A 17,496-nucleotide genomic window follows, 5' to 3' on the forward strand; every position below is an offset into this window, starting at 1 on the left:
CGATCGGCGATTGAATCGGCGATTGAAATCGCTTCTACACATACAAAGTCCGCCTCCGCGGACTGAAGAATCAAGGGGATCTCAAAACCGAATTTGGTACAATATATCGCAGAGAAACTTGGTGGGCAAGTTGGGCCTATCCAAAGTCGGAAATTCAAAAAAATTTTAAATTCCCAACCGCTGATATACTAAATCTAAGTGCCTCAATTGATACTGCGGATCGAAACAATCATCAATTTCCTTGCTCGTCATCTTAGCAGTAACGCGATCGTCCTTAGCAATCAAATTGTAGAAATTGCCTTCAGCTTTATTCCAAGCTTCATGAGCGCAAGATTGCACAACTTTGTATGCTTCTTCACGGTTCATTCCTTTTTCTACCAAGGCTAGCATCACGCGCTGACTGAAGATAACTCCGCCGTAAAGATTCATGTTTCGCTTCATATTTTCGGGATAGACTAGCAGGTGTTTTACTAAGTCTGTGGTTTCCACTAACATGAAGTGAGTTACTGTAGAACTGTCGGGCAAAATCATCCGTTCTACGGAACTGTGAGAAATGTCTCTTTCGTGCCAAAGCGCCACATTTTCTAAGGCTGCGACGGCGTTGGCGCGGACAATTCTCGCCATCCCTGTGAGTCTTTCCGATCGAATCGGGTTGCGTTTGTGGGGCATGGCGGATGAGCCTTTTTGCCCTTTGGAGAAGAATTCTTCGACTTCGAGCACGTCGGTGCGTTGCAGGTTGCGAATTTCGACTGCAAAACGTTCGATCGATGCGGCTAACAATGCTAAGGTTTGGACGTATTCGGCGTGTCGATCGCGCGAAATGACTTGAGTCGATGCACAATCGGGTTCGAGTCCGAGGTTTTGACAGGCGATCGCTTCGATGCGCGGATCGATATTAGCATAGGTTCCGACTGCACCGGAGATTTTGCCAACTGCGATCGACGATCGCAAATTCACCAATCGGGCGCGGTTGCGAAGGACTTCAGCCAGCCATCCTGCTAGTTTAAAGCCAAAGGTGATGGGTTCGGCGTGAATTCCGTGCGATCGGCCAACCATCACAGTATTGCGGTGTTGTTGGGCCTGATAGCGAATAGCTTGGCTCAAATCTTCGACACGTTCTAACAAGATATTGACGCTGGCGACTAATTGCAGCGCCAAAGCAGTATCGAGCACATCGGAACTGGTTAAACCGAGGTGAATGTAGCGGCCGGCATCGCCTACATATTCGTTGACATTTGTCAAGAAAGCAATCATGTCATGGCGAACTTCCTCTTCAATTTCGAGGACTCGTTTGGGGTCAAAATTAGCCTTAGCTTTAATTTCTTCGACTGCGGCGGCGGGGATGTAGCCGAGTTCGGCTTGAGCTTCGCAGACAGCAATTTCTACTTGTAGCCAGCTTTTGAGTTTGGCGGTTTCAGTCCAGATGTTGCCCATTTCGGGCAGAGTGTAGCGGTCAATCACGGTGGTCGTTGGGGAATTCGGTCTCACCATTGTACATCTGTGTGGGGATGCAAGAGTCAGGAAGTCCAGAAACCGGGTTTTTTACGAAAATACTTTGTTGTAGCCCGCAGATTTGGTAAAAACCCGGTTTCTTAAATCAACTCGGTTTTTGTCGTTTGGGCGATCGGCTACAATATCCTAAACCTCATTAGCTGGCATTCTTCTCTATTCGCCTATAAAGGGTTCCAAATGAATAGCAATTATAGTCTCATTATCCAGTGGTCAAAAGAGGATCAACTTTTTGTTGTCAGCTTACCTGAGTTTACCGATGTCATGCAGCCTTGCACTCACGGACACACTTACGAAGAAGCGGCAAAACACGGACAAGAATTGTTAGAAACATTGATTGAACTCTATCAAGAAGATGGCAAACCTCTACCAGAACCTCAGACGTTGGGGAAACGATTACAGATAGCGTAAAACGAAATAATTGAGGAAAATTGGCCAAATCGAAGCAGAGGAGACAGAACCATGAAATATACAGTTGTTATCCAATGGTCGGAAGGCGATCGATGCTTTGTCGTATTTTTGCCTGAATTTGAGGATGTAATGCAGCCGGTAACTCACGGAGATTCTTATGAAGAAGCTATCTACAATGCACGAGAGGTACTGGAGTTACTAATTGAGAGTTGTCAAGCTGAAGGTAAACCATTGCCCGTAACTAAGAAGCTAGAACGATTATTTCAGGCTGTTTGAATATTTTGATTATTTCGGATATTGCGTTTACGCCGTGAAAAGTGTTATCGTCAAGAAAACAATCAAAATACATCTTGCTATGTTAAAGCAAAAAGCATCGCCAGAGTCTGTTTTGCCTCCAGAAAAAGAACAAGAATCTATAGCACAATTAGCACAGATACTCAGCCGAGAATCCGCACAGCCAAAATTAGTCACCAGTAACGGAGAAGAGATTCTCCTTCCCGAATCAGTCTGCAACATCCTGCATCAAGCTGTGCAGGCGATGGCATCTAATCGGGCTGTTTCGATCGTTCGTCACAATCGCGAATTAACAACACAACAAGCTGCTAATATCCTAAATGTATCGCGACCTTTTCTAGTCAAGTTGCTAGATGAAGAAGCAATTCCTTATATCAAAGTAGGTTCCCATCGGAGGATTCGATTTAAGGATTTAATCATTTATCAAGAACAGCGAGACAGAAAGCGCCGTAAACTATTAGACCAGCTAATCGAGATGACTGAGGAAGCTGGTTTATACGAGGAATAGGATTAATTCACTTTTTAATATGGCTAAAGTTGCTGTTCTACTTAATGCTTGTCTTTTGTTTTCCCTATATTTGCTTGATATTCTTCACAATCGCGAACTGACGACGCAGCAAGCTGCCGATATCCTGAATGTATCGCGACCATTTCTTGTCAAGTTGCTAGATGAAGGAGCAATTCCTTGTGTCAAAGTAGGTTCCCATCGGCGAATTCAATTGAAGGATTTAATCATTTATCAAGAACAGCGAAAAGTCAAGCGTCGCCAAGGACTTAAGGAATTAACTCAATTTCTTCAAGAGGAAGGATTTTACGAAGCACGAATACACGATATAGTTCAAGATTAAGAATGTTATGATTGCAAGCAGCATCAATAAACCCTAAAATTCCAGGTACAATCAAGAGCGAGCGATGAAAAAGCGTAAAATTTTAGAAAAGGTGCTATCTGGGTCAAAAAACATCAAGTTTAATGAAATGGTGACACTGATTGAAGCCTTTGGCTTTAGTCTGGCGAGAGTCAGTGGCAGTCATCACATATTCAATCATCCCGAAGTGCCAGAAATTGTTAACATTCAAAATAAGAAAGGCGAGGTGACACCCTATCAAGTCCGTCAATTCTTAGCGATAATCGAGGAATACGCTCTCACAATAGAGGATGATCAACCATGAAAGACTATCACATCAATATTTTTTACAGCAACGAAGATGAAGGCTATATTGCCGATATTCCCGACTTAAAATACTGTTCCGCTTTTGGGGAAACCCCAGAATTAGCTTTGCAGGAAGTACAGATTGCTAAAACAGCATGGCTGGAAGCTGCAACAACTGCGGGAAAACCCATTCCCGAACCAAAATACCGACCCGCAATATATCAACTTACTACTTGACAAACGATCGCACAAATCCCCCTTATTGCATCCGATCGATCGTCCGGTACTGGACTACTTCTCCCAGATAATTTGCGCTTGAACTTTCATACTCCGACAAAGCCGTAATTGTTCTAGTAACCTTCAAATTTTGCTATGAACCTGATGCGGACTAAAGTCCTCACTACGAACCTGTCATGGATGCGGACTAAAGTCCTCACTACGAACCTGTACCCTACGATTTTTGCTATGAACCTGATGCGGACTAAAGTCCTCACTACGAACCAAGGATTTTAAATCATAATTGAGGACATCAATTCATCGGTCATTTCAAAATTTGCTGTCACGCTTTGCACGTCATCTAAATCTTCTAGTGCATCCATCAATTTTATGAGCAATCGAGCTTTTTCAGGATTATCAATTTCTACTATGTTGCTCGGAATCCAGCGATTTTCCGACTGCAAAACTGCAAAACCTGTTTGTTTCAAAACATCAGCCAGTTTTTCCAAATTAGGCACACTTGTAAATACCTCTGCACCTTCAGTATCCTCATCAATTAATATCAAATCGTAGGATTCGGCTTCTGCTTCTAGCGACGCTTCAAACAATTGTTCTTCATCAATGGGGCCGCATACTGTACAAACTCCTTTGTGGTCGAACATCCACCCCACACAACCAGTTTCGCCCAAGTTGCCGCCATTTTTACTAAAAGCTTCTCGCAAGTCAGCCGCCGCGCGGTTGCGGTTGTCTGTCAGCGCTTCAATCAGAATCGCCACGCCGCCAACGCCGTAACCTTCGTAGCGAATGGCTTCTAATTCGGAACTACCTCCGGCTAAACCGGCACCTTTGGCGATCGCCCTTTCTATGTTTTCATTAGGAATACTCGCCGCCTTGGCTTTTTCAATAGCTGTCCGCAGTTGAAAATTGCCAGCGGGATCGGGAACTCCGCTGCGGGCGGCGACAATTATTTCGCGAGATATTCTAGCAAAAACCTTGCCTTTAACGGCATCAACTCTAGCTTTTTGGCGTTTAATATTCGCCCATTTACTGTGTCCAGCCATACCTATTTAAGATTTTTGATTTAAAATGTGCGATCGACATTAAATGATAGCACTCAGATTTTCACAGACCAGATTAACCTAGGGTGTGCACTGCACAACCCGTACACATAGCATATAATGCGATTTTTTGCACGAATCTCAACTTTAATTAAAGCGGATGTCGGTTTCAGTGTCCGTGAGGTGAGAAGTATCGCCATTAAGTGCGATCGACCATTCGTCCCCATTCCGCACCACTTTCACCAAACAGCAAAGAGAAGCATTAATTTTCCTCCTAGCACCGCCCACCAGCCACAGCGCACTTCCCACAACCGACGAACCGTGACCTACTAATAACATATCCTCAGGAAACTGTGCAGCGAGGCGTTTAGCAGTTTCCCCCGCCCTTTTGAGACAAGCTTCCCCGGTTTCGGGATAATTAGCAATACCGCCTTTATAAGAAGCATCAATCCTGGGAAAACGCCTGCACAAATCCTCGACAGATTCAGTTTCCGGCATTTCGGTCATCCATTCAGGATTCAGCCATTCGCACAGTCCCCACTCTAGTTTAATTGACAAATCCAGAGCTTCTGCCGCGTGATTTGCCGTTTGGACAGTTCGCAGAAAAGGCGAAGCAAAAATATGAGAAATTTCTTCACCTTTGAGGCGATTGGCTAGTTGTTTGGCTTGAATGTTACCGTCTTCGGAAAGATGGGGATCGTAGCGGTGTTCTGCGGTGAGAAACCAGTCGGGGTTTACGAAGTCGATGCGGTTTCCGTGGCGTGCGATCCAGACTGTTTGTGGCATAATACAGACGATTTTAGATTTGATATTTGAGATTTTGGATTGACGCTTGACGATTGAAAAAGTTGAGAAGTTGGGAATAAATGATGAATATTCTGGTTGATAGTTTATTTACAGTTGTAGTTTTTTGAGAAGAGGTATTACTTTTAATTAGGCTTCTGGCGATCGACATCAAAGAATTTAATTAATTTTACCACAACTGTGCCTTACGATCGTCGCAACTATTTGACAATGCGCTAGAATAGAATCAGTCACTCTCTACGATCCAATGGCTCAATCTATAAAGCAACTCCACGCCAAAATTCAGGTCATGTCCAGCGATGCGGTGAAGGCGATCGCACTTTCATGGCTGAATCAGTCCAACGGTAATCTTAGCGACTTTGAACGCCTAATCACAGAAATTACTGAGGAAAGCGAGGGATATCAATGGGGAGAAATTGACACAGCAAACGAGTTTCAACCTCTGGGCGAAGAACAAACCATCGCAATGAGTCTCTCCGTCTTGGAAGATTACCAAAAAAGCAAGATAGGCATTTCGGGCGATCGGGTTAAGGAATGGGCAGATAGTTTAGGAAGCGATGTTTTGGCTAACTATGCCAAAATAGAGTTACAAATTAAAGTTAACCATTCATCATAACTTTTATGACCGTTACACTCACCTTACCCCCAAAAATCGAAGCACTGCTGCGCCAACGGGCTGAAAGTACAGGACAAGATATAACCAGCGTTATCCTAGCTGTTCTCGCCTTCGGCCTTAGCTTTGATGAAAGCGATTTCTTCGAGGCATTGGAAGGGATTCAACGCGGACTTGATGACTTCGATCGGGGTCAATTTTCTAGTCTGGAAGATTTTGTCGATCGACAAAACCAGAAATACGGACTTTCTTTGGAAGCATGATCTATCGCATTGACTTTTCCAGTACAGCTCAATCTGAAGCTGATGCAGAGTTTCTGAACTTTTCCCAATTTACGACTCCCGATCGCCCTCAAGCATGGTATCAAGGCCTGATTAAAGTAACTTCTTCCAGTCCGCGGAGGCGGACATTGTTTGTGTAGCCGCGAATGACCTTCGCCCGGTAACTGCGGACATTGTTTGTATAGCCGCGAATGACCTTCGCCCGCTAATTATATTTGCTAATTAGATTTCCCCCCTAACTCGCAGCATCTTATTTCCACCTTTTTGAAACTCATAGGGAGCCTCTTGAACTTCCACACGAAAATTTCTATTTTTCAATTCGGCAATAATCGGATTTAAATGCTCAGATTCCTCTCCGCTAAAACTTTGCAACAGCGGAAACACTCGCACTTCCTTAGCAACCCGACACATTTCCATAATTGCTTCTAGATGAAATTCTTCCGAAAGCAGGTGAGAATAAGCAAATAAGAAATGGCTGCACAAAGCTAAATCAAATTGACCGTTATCGAAGGGCAAAACAGGCAGCTCAGCAGTCAGGTAGCGGCCTTGCTCCAAGCCAGAGGGAAAATCTGCTAAAAATTCCTGCATTGCTTTCATCCGCACTTCGCCTAGCTGGTACGGCGATTCAAAACTGTTCCACAGGTAACCGTCTACATTGGCCTTAACAGCGTCAATCACAGTTTGATATGTTTCTTGGATGCGATCGCCAATTTCCACCGCCGTAAACTGATAAACCGGATCGCAAGAAATCACCTTGTTACCTTGGCGAGTCATTTCAGCATTGAAACTCGCCGGCCCGCCCGCACAATCTAGAATTGCTCGCTTGAGGTCACTTGATGTCAAGCTAAACATTCCTATGTATTCATCCAAGCAGCGTCCCCAGGGAATTACCTTCTCCAATTTTAGTGACACTTGTCTTTGTCCCGCAGATACAATTATTAATATTTTACATCAAAGAAGGATCGTTTTTTCTAGATCTTTTATTTCGGGGGGTTGATTTGCATCCCGACTTATGTATAAATAATTTTGAGAACATTTGGCTAGCTTTACGCTTTCTTTATAAAGAAGGTACTCGATTGCCGCACAAATTTTATGATTCCACCTCTGGATTTTCCAGGGCAGCGAGGCTACACTGGACAGAACGGAAAATAAACTAAAATTAACTAGCTTGCATTGCGATCGTTCAATGGCAGACTGCAACCAGGAAAGAAAGATGAAACATAACGTTCAAACCGCTACAAGTCTTAGTTTGTCAGCACTCCTGGTGCTGAGCAGTTCGCTGCCCAGTATAGCTCAGTTGCCTGCCATCAGAAATCCTGCACCCGCTAGGAACCAAAACAGGCCGAGAGTACCGCCACCACCGCCTCCGGGTTCGAGTTTCCCACGGATCGGCAATTCGGGTTCGCTGATACAAGAAGCGGCTTATACTTTAGGCCCGGGCGATCGCATTGCTTTAGATATCTTCGGCGTCCCTGAATTTAGCAAAGAATATCAAGTCTTAGTTGACGGAACCCTCAATCTACCAATCATTCGCAGCGTCTCAATTCAAGGGTTGACGCTGCAACAAGCCGCTACCGTCATTACCAAGCGATACGAACCCTTCATCAATGTTCCCGTTGTCACGGTGACTCTGATGGTTACTCGCCCCCTAAATATAGGTGTTGCCGGTGAAGTTACTCGCCCCGGTTCCTACAAAATTAATGCCAGCAGAGAAGGAACCGGAGGAGGCGTAAAATTTCCAACTTTGATGGAAATGCTGCAAGTTGCTAAAGGGGTGACATCCGCAGGAGATATGCGAAATGTCCAAATTCGCCGTCCCCGCAGAGGCGGAGCAGAACAACTTATTACTGTTAATTTGCAGGATTTTTTAGATACGGGAAATTTGAGCCAAGATGTCACGATCCGAGATGGAGATACAATTTTTGTACCGACAGCAAGTGCTCTCAATACCCAAGAAGTCCGTCAAAGAGCCAGTGCTAGTTTTTCCGCTGATATTACTAAACCAATTGGCGTGGTAATTGTCGGAGAAGTCAACAGGCCGGGGCCTTATACTGTATCTGCTTCGGATTTGCGATCGACTAACCAACAAACAGATCTGAGTTTTGTCTCTATTGAACAACAACAAGGAGGAGGAGCCGTTGTCGGACTACCAACAATCACTAGAGCGCTCAAAATTGCTGGCGGTATCACCACAGAAGCAGACATTCGTCGCGTCCAAATCCGCCGCCGTATCAGAGGTGGGACTGAACAAACTATCACGGTAAATCTGTGGGATTTGCTGCAAAAAGGTGATGCAACTCAAGATGTTTTACTGCAAGAAGGAGATAGCGTCATTATTCCGACGGCATCTACTGTAGACTTAGCTGAAGTTGCCCAACTCGGAAGTACAAGTTTCTCTCCAAATGCGATCAGCATCAATATTGTAGGGGAAGTGATCAGGCCCGGAGCTTTACAGGTTAAACCTAGTACATCCCTCCACCAAGCTTTGCTGACTGCGGGTAGTTTCAATCAATTGCGGGCTAAAAAAGATAAGGTGGAACTGCTGCGTTTGAACCCCAACGGTACTGTTACTCGCCGCACTATTAATGTCGATTTTGCTCAAGGGCTGAATCCTGACAATAACCCAACTCTCCGAAACAACGATGTGATTCTCGTAGCGCGATCGGGCTATACTAGGGTTGCAGACAATATTGCCACTTTCTTGCAGCCGATAACAGGAGTTGCAGGTGGAATCAGCAGCGTTAGCGGAATTTTTACTGGGTTTCAAACAACTATCAACGCTTTTCAGAACTTATTTTTGGGAGGAGATTTCGATCGGCGAAATCAACTCAGACAGCTTCGAGAACAACGAGAAGACAGACAAGAGCAACGTCAAGACAGACTGCTAGACAGAGAGTTACAGCGTGAAGAAAGACAGCGGCAAGCTGAAGACAGACAGCAGCAAGCTGAAGACAGACGCTTGCAACTCGAAGACAGACAGCGGCAGATAGAGCTTCAAGATCGGCAACTTCAAATTCAACAGCAGCAAAATCAGCAGCTACAGCAACTACAACCACAGCAAATTATGCCAACTACTACTCCTTGATATTTAGCGCTAGGGTGCGTCAGTTTAGTAATTGTCGATCGTGACAAAAATCTAATTCTGACACACAATTGATGCCGTAGTGCCTCACTTGTGATATCAATTCCGGTTGCACCGGAATGATGTTGACTGTTGACTGTTGACTGTTGACTGTTGACTGTTTAAATAATACCGATGCAACCGGAAACGATATGAGATCGTGAGGAAAGTAGCAAAAATATCATTTTTATGACGCACCCTACTTCACTGAAATGACATAAATCAAGTCCGCATAAACGGACTTAAAATTAAGAGTTTAGCAGGATATTCTTATGTCAGATAAAGTGTGAGTTGTCAAGTTTAATTCAAAATATTTAACAAAACTTTTCTGTATATATCTAAACCTTTGGCATTGAGGTGAACGCCGTCTATCGTTAAATCTCCATTTAGAGCTTTTTCCTTAAATAAGGCTTGTATGCCACTAGATTCCACGGTCATATTTTCGTCGGCGGCGACTTGATCGATGAGAACATTAATTTCGTCAACTCTGGCAATTGTGCCGGCAAATTTAGGATTGTAGCTGGCGGCAAGAGTTGAGTAAAAAGCAGGAATCAGAATAATCTGTTTGGTGCCGATCGATCGCATAATTGCGATAGCCTGTTTCAAATTGCTGACAAACTGCTCGTCGCTGATGCCGTACATAGCATCATTTGTGCCGATCGCCAAAATCGATTTTTTGCAAGTAAACCCCTGGGGCACTACAAGTTTAAGCTGTTCTAGCAGAGAAACAGAACTCATTCCGCCGATCGCAAAATTAAAGTTTTTTTCTCCCAAAGAATCGCCCAATGCCGAAGAAATAGAATCGCCCCACACGCAACCTTGATATTGCCGGTCTTTAATTTGCTGCACCTGATTGTACACCAAAACTTGCCACCACAGGGCAGAGCTCACTGTATCTCCCGCAGGTGGCGGGCCCGCTAACACCCGAAACGGGATGTAAGCGAACAACAAGAAAGCCAAGATGGCCCAGATCAATCTAAATTTAACTTTCATAAAACTTGCTACTCTTGCTGCTACTTCAGTTTATGCTATTGCTTTAACAAGCCGTCAGCATTTGTGCAAATTTCTATAAATTGTACTCTGTACATTTCCAAATACCCCTACATATATCAAACTGAGATGGTAAAATAATTTAGGACTAATATTATGTCTAAACCAGTTGACTGGACAGTTGGCATCCCCGCTAGCACCCTGATAGCCGTCGGAACCCAGGTCAGCGGGAGATTTCCTCTAGATGGAGCAAGTGCCCAAAACTTACTGTACCGCATGGATGGCAAGAACATTACCAGCTATATCGTCTACGATGACAGTGGACGGGCAATTAAGCGAGTAGACTTGACAGGAAGGGCTCATGCAAATGTGCCGACACCTCACGCCGTTGAATACAAACACAACCAAAACTCAGCAGGAGACATTTATGTGCAAGCTGAGAAAACAGTTAGGCCAGCTAGATTGGATGAAATACCCTAGAAATTATGTTCATCAAACAAATATCCTTGAATGCAGATAAACTAATCGATTTCCAGCAATGGAAAAAAGCCAACGGCGATGATTTTTCACTCTGGGATTATCTTTTTGGATCTGCTAATATTGAAATTGCCATAGCTTTCACAAAACTATTCTGGCCAGATTTTGTCGAACATGAAGGCGGCATCTTTTTGTCCGAAGCCTTTAACAGTCAAATCTACGAACAGTGGAAAATCGAGCTAGGGAATGATGTCGCTGCAATTGAGCAGGTGATGAACCACCAGCACGTTGATGACATTCTCCCCGGTGCCCAAAACGCTAGCAGTGACAATTTATTGTATTTGGGACAAGCATTAGCTCAGATGTGGGAAAGTCGCCTAAAATCGCTTTATCCTCAGCGCCGTTTTCAAGTTAAATGCGATCGGGACGAACACACGGTTGTAGTGACATTTTTTCAAGATAATTAATCAAGCCTTCGCCCCCAACAATTCAGGTTGCAAAACCTGATTTAATTTGCCGCTGCGAAACCCCTCCAAATCCAAAGTCGCATACACAAAACCAAACTGCTGAAACACCGCCACCAATGCAGGCAAATCCGCATTTAATACAAACTCTCGAATCTCCTGGGCCGGCAATTCAATTCGCGCCGTATCTCCATCCGATCGCACGCGCAGATTTTTCAGCCCCAACTGCCGCAAATACCGTTCAGCGCGCCCCACTCTTTGCAACTTTGCAACGGTGATTTCTTCACCGTAAGGAAAGCGCGAACTCAAACAAGGCTGTGCCGGTTTGTCCCACCAAGGCAAATCCAATTCTCTTGCTAACTGTCGCACTTCAAATTTAGTCATGCCGACTTCTGCTAAAGGCGATCGCGCGCCCCGTTCCTTTGCAGCCTGAATCCCCGGGCGGTAATCCTTTAAATCATCACCATTCACCCCATCCACCACATAAGGATAACCCTTGGCAAGTGCTAGCGGTTTCAAAGTATCGTGCAGTTCACTTTTGCAAAAATAGCAGCGATTAACCGGGTTAGAAGTATAATTAGGATTGGCCATTTCCTGAGTTTCGACTTCCTGGTGGGCGATGCCAATTTCTGCGGCTTGAATCCGGGCATCTTCCAAATCTTCTGTCAGTAGAGACGGAGAAACAGCCGTTACAGCCAAAGCGCGATCGCCCAACACGTCAAAAGCAATTTTTGCCACCAAAGTGCTGTCAATGCCGCCAGAGTAGGCAATCAGCGCCCGTTCCATCTGCGCGAAAATGTCTTTTAATTGTTCGAGTTTTTTGACTAACATGATTTCAATTGGGATTACTGTAGAAGGCGATCGATATTAGATCCCCAACAACTTCTGCGAAGTCGGGGATCTGAGTATTCTGTTTTTTTAGGTGGGTTTACTTATTCTGGATCGATACCGAGGGCTGCCAATCGCGCCAAAAGTTCTTGATTGCGCTGTCTTTCCTGTTCCAACAGCGTTTGGGCGGACTCTTTATCTTGCTGTTCGCGATCGGCCCGCTGGCTTTCAGCTTCGGCGCGTTGGCTTTCAGCTTCTGCCCGCTGGCTTTCAGCTTCTGCCCGCTGGCTTTCGGCTTCTGCCCGCTGGCTTTCGGCTTCTGCCCGCTGACGTTCTACTTCTGCCCGTTCTTCCGGCCACAAAAGCAACTCTCCGTCTGCATTCCACCAGCGCAGCCAATTTCCTGTTCTACCTTCCCGAGTTCCCACCCAAACTCCCAAAAATAGATTTAATCCAGGTATCAAATAACGCCCATTTTCATCAGGATCTTGATTGTTGTAGCGATCGGATTCCAGCGCATAAACTTCTATTCTGCCTGTATGCGGCCGAAAAATGACATAGCGAGGAACTTTGATTACTTGTTCGTAAAAGAACCACTTGCCGATTTCTTCTGTGTGTTCGACGGAGTATTCATCGCCGTAAGTAGCTGAGAGAAATTCCATCACTACAAAAGGCACTGTTCCTTCGGTATGAGGCGTGTAACTGCGGCGGGGATAGCTGTGAGGCCAAGGTTGAACCGGTTGCACGTACATCCAGTCTGGGGCTTTGCAAATAGTGCGATCGTCCACAGCAGCACACAAAGCAAAATTAGAAACTATGAGTGCATCTTGGATTAGTTCCGGGGAATCCACTACAGACTGGCGCAAACCGTTAGAGATTAAAGGATGTTCTATATTTTCCACGGGGTCATCTGGTAGAATAAAATCATCGGGAAGCAGCGGCCAGGTAATTTTTAGCTGCGATATCGGTTTGTGAATTACAGCAGTCATAAGTCACCTCATTTTACCAATAAAAGTTTGACTTTTAGTCGAGATTGGCGATCGACAACCTTCTCTATATCTTAGCGTGCTAATTCCACAATCAAATTCGTTTGCAGCGAGGACTCTTCCAGCAAACAATTACCGCTGACAATGCGGAATCTATATTTTAAAATTCTCGACGCGAAAATATGGCGATCGCAATTGACAGCAGCAGCACCACATACAGCAAACCATAGCCCGCATCTGTAATCAAACCCGCCAAGTAAGGTACTTGTCCGTAAACAGCATCATTTCTCAAATTGAACCGGGCTAAATCAGGCAAAACTAGATAAAGTCCCATCATCAATTGTTCAATGCCAGGATTTTTAGTTAACTTGCCGAAAGCCACTAAATCCCGCGTCGAGTGTCCCATCAAATAAACGCTAAATGTCAGTAAAGTAGCCAGCAGCGAACTGCTAAAAACTCCAAATAAAATCCCCACACCGGCCATGAGGCACAGCTCAAACCACACGAACAGCGAAGCGATTAAAATGCTGCCCAAAGGGTAAGGAATGCGACTCAAACTCAGAATAACCAGATAGATAACAGTCATTGCTGCTACCAGAACGAATAGCACCGCCGACATCCCTAAGTGCTTGCCCACAATTAACTCAGCCCGGCTTATCGGCTTGGCAACTAACAGGTAAACAGTCCGCTTTTCAATTTCTTTGTTGACCAGTCCGGTAGCCACAAAGACTGTGACAATTATACCCAGGATGCTCATCGCAGCCAAACCAATATCTAAGATAATTTTATTTTCGGTTGTCGCTGCCAATTCCGGTATCAAGCGCACCGAGGCTCCCATCAACAGAGCAAAAATAATAATTAAGTAAAGGATGCGATCGCGAATTACTTCCCAATATACATTAGTCGCGACTGTCAAGATTCTTCTCAAATTCATCTAGTTATTAACCCGCAGTCAACTTTAGCCATATTTTAGTGCAAGGAAGAGGGAAGTTCGGCAACGGATTTTTTAACGGATGTAACGGATGGATGTTGAGGGTAGAAGTCAAGGGTGAAGAAAGAGGATTTTTCCCATCTCCCCCTCTTCCCATCCCGACGGGTGTAGGTTTTTTGGTAAAAGCCTTATCCCATAAGAGTTTGAGATTCCCGCCAAGCCAAAGCCCAAAACCTTTGCAATGTCTAGATTTGCTGGGTTTTGCCAGTGGAAAACCTACACCTCTACACCTCTCCCCCTCTCCCCCTCTCCCATCTCCCTTATCTCCCCCTCTCCTAACGGCCAGAGACAAGCTCAAACTTGACTGTCTCCCGAAGTTCCATCTTTTTTCAGTCCAGGTTTAGAGGGTTTGGTAGTGTCGCAGGTTACAGTCGCTCTATTGCCTACATCGATCACCTCGCAAGATTTGGTCAACGAATATATTTCGGGTCTAAACACCAGCCCCAGCCAAGTTGCCTGCATCTGTAACTGATAGCGGGACTCTCCTTGGACGATCGAAGTTTTGACCTCCCAGCTCGCATCTTCTGGGACTACCCGAATTGTTTTTAACGCTTGATTCTTCAGAAAAAATCGCTCGTTGTCAATATCTATTAACATTTGTTCTACCTGCGCCCACGGTTTTGTGCGAGCTTCATTTTGCAGGTATCGATCCATTGCATTGAGGATGACCACTCCTCGGGAGCGATTAATAGTTGGCTGTTGAAATGTCACCACATAATCGCTTTTCCTCAAATCCTGCGATAAAACGCTCGGATATTGTTCTATCCAACCTTGAATTAAAAAGTGAAATCCAAACCAACAGGAAATCAGCAGGTGAATGAGAGTAATCATCAAAAACTGAGGCCGCACTAACGATCTGATACCTTCCCGTTTTGACTCGCTATTCCAAATCTCTATTACACCCAAAATTATTACTGCTATAATTGGGCCGGATATCCATGCTATTTCCTTCCTATCTGACGGCAATCGGATCAGCAACCACAAGCCAATTAAGATGCTGGTCACCCACGGACTCAGACTTACTTTTTTAATCGTAAAAGGTTGCTGGCTGGTCAGCAAACCCATTGACAGTGTAAAAAATAACCAGCTCATATCAAACATCAGAGTTCTTGTCGGCCAGTCTGTGATTGCCGCCACCGTCAGCAAAGCTAAAAATATGCTGAGCAGTAAAGGCGTCTTCCAGTGGACAACTTTAGGCGGAATTATCGCCTTTTGAAATTTTTTATTGGTTTCCCAAAGGTTGTTAGTCAGCTTCGTGAGTTGCTGAGTCACATCCAAAAATTGCTTCATCATAGATTTCAATTGACGCTTTGCAAAAACAATACGGTTAAAATAACGAAATTGCTAACAGTGTGGGCGATTAAAACTGCCCCAAACTGGGTAGTTACTCGAAAAGTTTTTTTGGGAGGACGGCGGCTGAGAGTTGGCGGCCCCAAAAACTGAGGTTTGGAAGCTTTTTTGTTACCAGAAACCATGTTCTCTATGAATTCTAGTCCCTGCCATTTGGCGAGAAAAGTGATTGCCAATACCGAGAGGGCAATCGCAGTTATTGCAGAGTAAGTATTCTGACCTCCGCCTAATAAAATATAACCGATAAGTTCTTCTCGCCATTCTTTGGAAATAACGCTTTCAATGCCGAAGAAAACTAACCAACCCACGCAAGTGCAAGCGAGATTGAGGATGGCTGTATATTCAACGCTGGTTTTGGGGCCGAGTTTCAGTAGTTTTTGCAGAAACCACGATTCGATCGCGATCGCCAAAAACATCATTAAAATTTGCACCAAAACAGTCCGAAATGGGAAAACACTCGCAATCATAAGCATTCAGGTATATCAGCCCGTGTTAGATTTTAATTGTACATCAGAAGCGGAATAATCTAGAGCGCAGGTTTTAGCCCCTAATCCTCTTCGATCGCCCTTCTGAACATTAGGTGGTTGAGGTTGTATCCTATAATCTTTTGAGATCGTCCAACAGAAGGGAAATATTAAACATTCAATGGGCGCGATCGAATACCCACCCCGAGACAGACTAAAATAAGTGCGGATTATGGTAAGGAATGGCATTGGTATTCGGACAGCGTCATCTCGCTCAGAACGCATCGCGGGTCAGATTCACGTCTACGACGGCGCTGGTAAAGGCAAGTCTCAGGCAGCTTTGGGAGTAGTGTTGCGCTCGATCGGGCTGGGTATTAATTCTGACTCGCCCACGCGAGTCTTGTTGCTGCGATTTTTGAAAGGGCCCGGCCGCTCCTACGACGAAGACGGGGCAATAGAAGCCCTGCAACGGGCATTTCCCCACTTGATCGATCAAGTGCGTACCGGCAGAGCCGAATATTTTGGGGCCGAAGCAATCACCCGCTTCGATCGCACAGAAGCCCAGCGAGGCTGGGATATCGCCAAAGGAGCGATCGCCAGCGAGCTTTATTCTGTAGTAGTTCTAGATGAACTAAACCCCGTATTGGACTTGGGTTTGCTGCCAGTGGACGAAGTAGTCCAAACCCTCAAAAACAAACCAGAATATTTAGAAGTAATCGCCACTGGCCGAGCGGCCCCCGAAGCTTTGCTGGATATTGCCGACTTGCACTCAGAAATGAAGCCCCACTATCACCCCGCAGCGGCCGAACACAATATTTCAGGTATCGAAATATACACAGGAGCGGGCAAAGGCAAATCTACGAGCGCATTGGGGAAAGCTTTGCAGGCAATAGGTAAGGGTATCAGCCAAGACCAATCTCACCGCGTCTTAATTGTACAATGGCTCAAAGGTGGTAGTGGCTATACAGAAGATGCGGCGATCGCAGCTTTGCGGCAAAGTTACCCGCAGTTAGTAGACCACCAGCGGTGTGGCCGAGATGCTATAGTTTGGCGGGGGCAACAGCAAGAGTTAGATTGCATCGAGGCAGAACGCGGCTGGGAAATCGCCAAAACGGCGATCGCCAGCGGCTGGTATAAAACGATCATTCTCGACGAACTCAATCCAACAGTAGACTTAGAACTGCTGCCGGTAGAGCCGATCGTCGAAGCCCTGCTGCGAAAGCCCCGCGATACAGAAATCATTATCACCGGGCGCTGCCACAAACCCCATGGTTACTTTGACTTGGCAAGCGTACACTCGGAGGTATACTGTCACAAACACTACGGCGATCGGGGCGTAGAACTAAAGCGGGGTGTAGACTTTTAGACCCCAGAGCGGTGCGGAGTTCAATCCGAGCCAGAATTATTTAAAGACGGCCCTGCCTGGGAAACCGGAAATTGCCACAAAGCGTTGTAACCAAGTAACCAATCTCTCACTTTTCTTTGTCT

23 protein-coding genes are annotated in these 17,496 nt (G+C 45.2%); 13 read left to right on the plus strand and 10 right to left on the minus strand.

The window, feature by feature from the left end:
- Positions 1-165 precede the first annotated feature (165 nt).
- The gene (gene purB / locus JGK07_RS24985) at positions 166-1,461 is read right to left on the minus strand and encodes an adenylosuccinate lyase (protein ID WP_293193187.1); all 1,296 of its coding nucleotides are present in this window, start codon (positions 1,459-1,461) and stop codon (positions 166-168) included.
- A gap of 228 nt (positions 1,462-1,689) precedes the next feature.
- Between purB and JGK07_RS24990 the strand changes: the two genes are divergently transcribed.
- From JGK07_RS24990 to JGK07_RS25015, 6 genes are all read left to right on the plus strand, one after another.
- The gene (locus JGK07_RS24990; RefSeq protein ID WP_293179597.1) at positions 1,690-1,920 is read left to right on the plus strand and encodes a type II toxin-antitoxin system HicB family antitoxin; all 231 of its coding nucleotides are present in this window, start codon (positions 1,690-1,692) and stop codon (positions 1,918-1,920) included.
- 51 nt (positions 1,921-1,971) lie between these two features.
- Positions 1,972-2,196, plus strand: a complete 225-nt coding sequence (locus JGK07_RS24995; protein WP_293179600.1) for a type II toxin-antitoxin system HicB family antitoxin — start codon at positions 1,972-1,974, stop codon at positions 2,194-2,196.
- A 79-nt stretch (positions 2,197-2,275) separates the two neighbouring features.
- Positions 2,276-2,722 carry a helix-turn-helix domain-containing protein gene (locus JGK07_RS25000; RefSeq protein WP_293179603.1) on the plus strand — a complete coding sequence of 149 codons (447 nt, stop codon included), beginning with the start codon at positions 2,276-2,278 and terminating at the stop codon, positions 2,720-2,722.
- Positions 2,723-2,741: 19 nt separating this feature from the next.
- Positions 2,742-3,062 carry a helix-turn-helix domain-containing protein gene (locus JGK07_RS25005; protein ID WP_293179606.1) on the plus strand — a complete coding sequence of 107 codons (321 nt, stop codon included), beginning with the start codon at positions 2,742-2,744 and terminating at the stop codon, positions 3,060-3,062.
- A gap of 64 nt (positions 3,063-3,126) precedes the next feature.
- Positions 3,127-3,384: a type II toxin-antitoxin system HicA family toxin gene (locus JGK07_RS25010; RefSeq protein ID WP_293179609.1), complete on the plus strand. Its 258-nt coding sequence runs from the start codon at positions 3,127-3,129 to the stop codon at positions 3,382-3,384.
- A complete protein-coding gene (locus JGK07_RS25015) occupies positions 3,381-3,602 on the plus strand; it encodes a type II toxin-antitoxin system HicB family antitoxin (RefSeq protein ID WP_293179612.1) in 222 nt (73 codons plus the stop codon). The genes JGK07_RS25010 and JGK07_RS25015 overlap by 4 nt, the downstream gene beginning before the upstream one ends.
- A 272-nt stretch (positions 3,603-3,874) precedes the next feature.
- Here JGK07_RS25015 and JGK07_RS25020 read toward each other — a convergent pair whose 3' ends face one another.
- Together JGK07_RS25020 and JGK07_RS25025 are read right to left on the minus strand one after the other, a co-directional pair.
- Positions 3,875-4,642 carry a YebC/PmpR family DNA-binding transcriptional regulator gene (locus tag JGK07_RS25020; RefSeq protein WP_293179615.1) on the minus strand — a complete coding sequence of 256 codons (768 nt, stop codon included), beginning with the start codon at positions 4,640-4,642 and terminating at the stop codon, positions 3,875-3,877.
- Between the two features lie 144 nt (positions 4,643-4,786).
- The gene (locus tag JGK07_RS25025; protein ID WP_293179618.1) at positions 4,787-5,425 is read right to left on the minus strand and encodes a histidine phosphatase family protein; all 639 of its coding nucleotides are present in this window, start codon (positions 5,423-5,425) and stop codon (positions 4,787-4,789) included.
- Between the two features lie 265 nt (positions 5,426-5,690).
- Here JGK07_RS25025 and JGK07_RS25030 point away from each other — a divergent pair, with 265 nt between their 5' ends.
- Genes JGK07_RS25030 through JGK07_RS25040 form a run of 3 tightly spaced genes read left to right on the plus strand, consistent with a single transcriptional unit; the run spans position 5,691 to position 6,477 of the window.
- Positions 5,691-6,059 (plus strand): hypothetical protein, encoded by a 369-nt coding sequence (locus JGK07_RS25030; protein ID WP_293179621.1) that lies wholly within the window; start codon positions 5,691-5,693, stop codon positions 6,057-6,059.
- Between the two features lie 5 nt (positions 6,060-6,064).
- Positions 6,065-6,319 carry a hypothetical protein gene (locus JGK07_RS25035; RefSeq protein WP_293147210.1) on the plus strand — a complete coding sequence of 85 codons (255 nt, stop codon included), beginning with the start codon at positions 6,065-6,067 and terminating at the stop codon, positions 6,317-6,319.
- Positions 6,316-6,477, plus strand: coding sequence for a hypothetical protein (locus JGK07_RS25040; protein WP_293179624.1), 162 nt, complete (start codon positions 6,316-6,318; stop codon positions 6,475-6,477). Before JGK07_RS25035 ends, JGK07_RS25040 begins: the two co-directional genes overlap by 4 nt.
- Before the next feature lie 82 nt (positions 6,478-6,559).
- Here JGK07_RS25040 and JGK07_RS25045 read toward each other — a convergent pair whose 3' ends face one another.
- Positions 6,560-7,249, minus strand: coding sequence for a class I SAM-dependent methyltransferase (locus tag JGK07_RS25045; protein ID WP_293179627.1), 690 nt, complete (start codon positions 7,247-7,249; stop codon positions 6,560-6,562).
- Positions 7,250-7,550: 301 nt separating this feature from the next.
- On the opposite strand from JGK07_RS25045, the gene JGK07_RS25050 reads away from it, so the two are divergent.
- Positions 7,551-9,422, plus strand: a complete 1,872-nt coding sequence (locus JGK07_RS25050; protein WP_293179630.1) for a polysaccharide biosynthesis/export family protein — start codon at positions 7,551-7,553, stop codon at positions 9,420-9,422.
- A 336-nt stretch (positions 9,423-9,758) separates the two neighbouring features.
- Here the strand turns inward: JGK07_RS25050 and JGK07_RS25055 are convergent, their stop codons facing one another.
- Positions 9,759-10,451 (minus strand): GDSL-type esterase/lipase family protein, encoded by a 693-nt coding sequence (locus JGK07_RS25055; protein WP_293219217.1) that lies wholly within the window; start codon positions 10,449-10,451, stop codon positions 9,759-9,761.
- 153 nt (positions 10,452-10,604) lie between these two features.
- Between JGK07_RS25055 and JGK07_RS25060 the strand changes: the two genes are divergently transcribed.
- Positions 10,605-10,928 (plus strand): polymorphic toxin type 24 domain-containing protein, encoded by a 324-nt coding sequence (locus tag JGK07_RS25060; RefSeq protein ID WP_293179636.1) that lies wholly within the window; start codon positions 10,605-10,607, stop codon positions 10,926-10,928.
- Between the two features lie 5 nt (positions 10,929-10,933).
- The gene (locus tag JGK07_RS25065) at positions 10,934-11,392 is read left to right on the plus strand and encodes a hypothetical protein (RefSeq protein ID WP_293179639.1); all 459 of its coding nucleotides are present in this window, start codon (positions 10,934-10,936) and stop codon (positions 11,390-11,392) included.
- Here JGK07_RS25065 and larE read toward each other — a convergent pair whose 3' ends face one another.
- From larE to fraC, 5 genes are all read right to left on the minus strand, one after another.
- Positions 11,393-12,220 (minus strand): ATP-dependent sacrificial sulfur transferase LarE, encoded by an 828-nt coding sequence (larE, locus tag JGK07_RS25070; protein ID WP_293225734.1) that lies wholly within the window; start codon positions 12,218-12,220, stop codon positions 11,393-11,395.
- Between the two features lie 101 nt (positions 12,221-12,321).
- Positions 12,322-13,206 (minus strand): Uma2 family endonuclease, encoded by an 885-nt coding sequence (locus JGK07_RS25075; protein WP_293179645.1) that lies wholly within the window; start codon positions 13,204-13,206, stop codon positions 12,322-12,324.
- Between the two features lie 157 nt (positions 13,207-13,363).
- Positions 13,364-14,137, minus strand: a complete 774-nt coding sequence (locus JGK07_RS25080) for an ABC transporter permease (RefSeq protein WP_293179648.1) — start codon at positions 14,135-14,137, stop codon at positions 13,364-13,366.
- A gap of 351 nt (positions 14,138-14,488) precedes the next feature.
- Positions 14,489-15,487 (minus strand): DUF5357 family protein, encoded by a 999-nt coding sequence (locus tag JGK07_RS25085; RefSeq protein WP_293179651.1) that lies wholly within the window; start codon positions 15,485-15,487, stop codon positions 14,489-14,491.
- 5 nt (positions 15,488-15,492) lie between these two features.
- Positions 15,493-16,011: a filament integrity protein FraC gene (gene fraC, locus JGK07_RS25090; RefSeq protein ID WP_293147226.1), complete on the minus strand. Its 519-nt coding sequence runs from the start codon at positions 16,009-16,011 to the stop codon at positions 15,493-15,495.
- Between the two features lie 229 nt (positions 16,012-16,240).
- On the opposite strand from fraC, the gene JGK07_RS25095 reads away from it, so the two are divergent.
- Positions 16,241-17,374: a cob(I)yrinic acid a,c-diamide adenosyltransferase gene (locus JGK07_RS25095; RefSeq protein ID WP_293179654.1), complete on the plus strand. Its 1,134-nt coding sequence runs from the start codon at positions 16,241-16,243 to the stop codon at positions 17,372-17,374.
- The last annotated feature ends 122 nt before the right edge of the window (positions 17,375-17,496 follow it).

Origin of the sequence: Microcoleus sp. PH2017_24_DOB_U_A (assembly GCF_020738205.1) — a bacterium.
In the GTDB taxonomy this organism is placed as follows: domain Bacteria; phylum Cyanobacteriota; class Cyanobacteriia; order Cyanobacteriales; family Microcoleaceae; genus Microcoleus.